The sequence below is a fragment of the Pseudonocardia pini genome (genome assembly GCF_013870575.1).
GTDB classification, from domain to species: Bacteria; Actinomycetota; Actinomycetes; order Mycobacteriales; family Pseudonocardiaceae; genus Pseudonocardia; species Pseudonocardia pini.
This window is the reverse complement of the sequence record NZ_JACBXB010000801.1, coordinates 1-2,471: the sequence shown is the minus strand read 5'-3', so window position 1 is coordinate 2,471 and position 2,471 is coordinate 1. Positions and strand designations below refer to the sequence as shown.

Sequence of the window (2,471 nt, the reverse complement as noted above, 5' to 3'; positions counted from 1 at the left end):
CTGCTCGCCGGGTTCCTGCCCGCTCTCGGGCTCTGCGTGGTCGCGGCGCTGTTCGCCGCCCTGACCCTGCACCGCGCGTGGGAGCAGATCGTGCGGCTGGGGTTCGAGCCCGTCGTCGTGGCGGGGTTGGTCCTGCCGCTGTTCGCGGTGCCTGCGGTGGCGTTCGCGGCCAGCCAGTCCGTGGCGGGCATCGCGTCGCTCTCGCTGCTGGCCATCGCCTTGCAGGGCTTCGTCTGGTTCGTGGTCGACGGCGACACGGACGGCGGCTTCACCTGCGGGCTCGCCCTGGCCGCGGCGTTCTTCTTCGACCCGATCTCCGTGTTCTACGCCCTGGCGCTGGGCCTGGCGACCTGGTTCTTCGCCGCCTCGCACCAGCGCCGGGCGGCGCCGGCGAGCGTGCTCGTCATGGTCTTCCCGACGGCGTTCGTGGTGCTGGCGTGGATGTTCCTGGAGTGGCGGTTCGCGGGCAGCCCGGTGCAGGCGGTGGCCACCAACCCGGACATCTTCGCCTTCCGCGACGGGGTGCTCGACGGGCTGGTGGCCGCGGTCGGCACGATCGGCGGCACCCTGTGGCACGTCCCGCTGTTCCTCGCGGTCGCCGTGCTCTACGCGATCCGGTTCCCCGCCGCGTTGGTCGGCTACCTCGTCTCGCTGATCGCCTCGGTGGTGGCGGTGTGGATCGGGCTGCGGTTCACACCGGTGTCCGCGTACGTGCTGTTCACGCTGGTCGCACTGATGTCGATCCCGCGGGACACCGACCGGCGGACGGCGCGGGGGCTCGCCGTCGTCGGGCTGGCGCAGCTCCTGCTCGCCTGGGTGTGGCCGCCGCTCAGCCCCGGGTTCGAGGACTGGCTGACGGCGGTGCTGGGTTGAGGAGCGCCCGGTCGACGAACTCGAGCAGCCAGTCCGCGAACTCCTCGGGCGTCCACCCCCGGACGCGCAGGAACTTGTCCAGCACCTCGAAGCACGCGACCGACCAGTAGACGTCCACCGCGCGGTCCAGGTCCATCCGCAGGAACGGGCCGAACGAGGCGACGACGGCACGGTAGTCCTCGAACCGGCGTCGTTCGTACTCCTGCCAGGCCTCCGCGATCTCCGGGTCGGCGCCCGCGGCCTCGCGGAAGACCCACATCATGGGGCCGGCCGTCGGCAGGATGTCGAGGGCCACGAGCCGCAGCTGCGCGAGCTTCGCCGCCCGGTCCTGCTCGGTGACCAGCAGGTTCATGTTCTCGCGGCGCAGCAGGGGGACCTCCTCGTCGTCCCCGACGAGGCTGCGGTCCACGGCCGCGAGCAGGAGCGCGGCCTTGCCGCCCTGGGCGAAGACCGTCTGGGCGGACACGCCCGCCTCGGCGGCGATCCCCTTCATGGTGGTCGTGTGGTAGCCGTCCCGGCGGAAGCAGCGGCTCGCCGCGTCGAGCACCGCGACGCGGGTCTGCCGGGCCTGCTCCTCGCGGAGGGCGGAGCGGTACGTCCTCACCACGGGATTGACTCTAGCAGCACTCAATTCATAGTATCGGCGCTCCAGCGAATCGAGGAGTGGCCATGACGACGACCCGGACGCCGAAGGACCGCCGCGCGGTGACCCTCATGCGGGCGGTCGCCCCCGTGCACACCGCCCTGCTCCGGGCCTTCCGCGGGCGCGGGATGTGGCGGTTCCGCGGCGGTGAGGTCGTGCTGCTCACCCACACCGGGCGGCGCAGCGGGAAGCGGTTCACCACGCCCCTGCTGCACCTGCGCGACGGCGAGGACCTGCTGGTCGCCGCCTCGCACGGCGGCGTGGACGCGGAGCCGCAGTGGTGGCTCAACCTGCGGGAGACCCCGTACGCCGAGGTCGAGGTGCGCGGCGAACGCTGGGCCGTGGTGGCCGAGGCCCTCCCGGAGGCGGAGCGGATCGCCGCCTGGGAGCGGTTCCGCCAGGTCGGCCCCTACTTCGACGAGTACCAGGCCGCGGTGTCGCGCACCATCACGCTGGTGCGGCTGCGGCGGTGGACGCGCTGATCAGCCCTGCTGCAGCGCGGTCATCATCGCCTCGACGGCGATCCGCGGCTTGACGTTCAGCTCCAGCGCCTCCCGGCAGGCCAGGACCGCCTCGAGACGGCGCAGCGTCGACTCGGGGCTCCACTCGCGCGCGGCCTGCCGCACGTCCGACTCGCGGTCCGGGTTCGTCAACGCGACCGGGGAGCCGCTCACCAGGACGTCCCGGTAGAAGCCCGCGAGGTCGACGAGGGCACGGTCCAGCGCGTCCCGCTGGGTGCGCGTGTTGCGCGACTTCTGCCGCTTCTCCAGCTCGCGTTCGGCGGCCTTGGCGCCGCGGGCCGCCTGAGCAGCACCTTTGCCCGTGCCGCCCGCCCCCATCGCGACGGAGAGCTCCTCGCGCTCGGTGGCGTCTCGCGCCTGGCTCATGTCCGCGGCCTCGGTCTCGGCCTCCTTGACCAGGACGTCCGCGTAGGCGAACGCGTCCCCGAGGTGGC

General features: G+C 72.8%; 3 protein-coding genes and 1 pseudogene. 2 read left to right on the top strand and 2 right to left on the bottom strand.

From position 1 onward, the window contains the following. Window positions 1–873: hypothetical protein (locus tag H5J29_RS29155; RefSeq protein WP_181784187.1), on the top strand; the 873-nt coding region annotated here is incomplete at its 5' end. On the opposite strand, the gene H5J29_RS29150 is transcribed toward H5J29_RS29155, so the two are convergent. After that, window positions 830–1,480 (bottom strand): TetR/AcrR family transcriptional regulator, encoded by a 651-nt coding sequence (locus tag H5J29_RS29150; RefSeq protein ID WP_181784186.1) that lies wholly within the window; start codon window positions 1,478–1,480, stop codon window positions 830–832. The genes H5J29_RS29155 and H5J29_RS29150 overlap by 44 nt on opposite strands. 62 nt (window positions 1,481–1,542) lie before the next feature. Between H5J29_RS29150 and H5J29_RS29145 the strand changes: the two genes are divergently transcribed. Then, the gene (locus H5J29_RS29145) at window positions 1,543–1,998 is read left to right on the top strand and encodes a nitroreductase/quinone reductase family protein (protein WP_181784185.1); all 456 of its coding nucleotides are present in this window, start codon (window positions 1,543–1,545) and stop codon (window positions 1,996–1,998) included. Here the strand turns inward: H5J29_RS29145 and H5J29_RS29140 are convergent. Beyond that, a pseudogene (locus H5J29_RS29140) lies at window positions 1,999–2,471 on the bottom strand (DNA polymerase III subunit delta'); the annotation flags it as partial.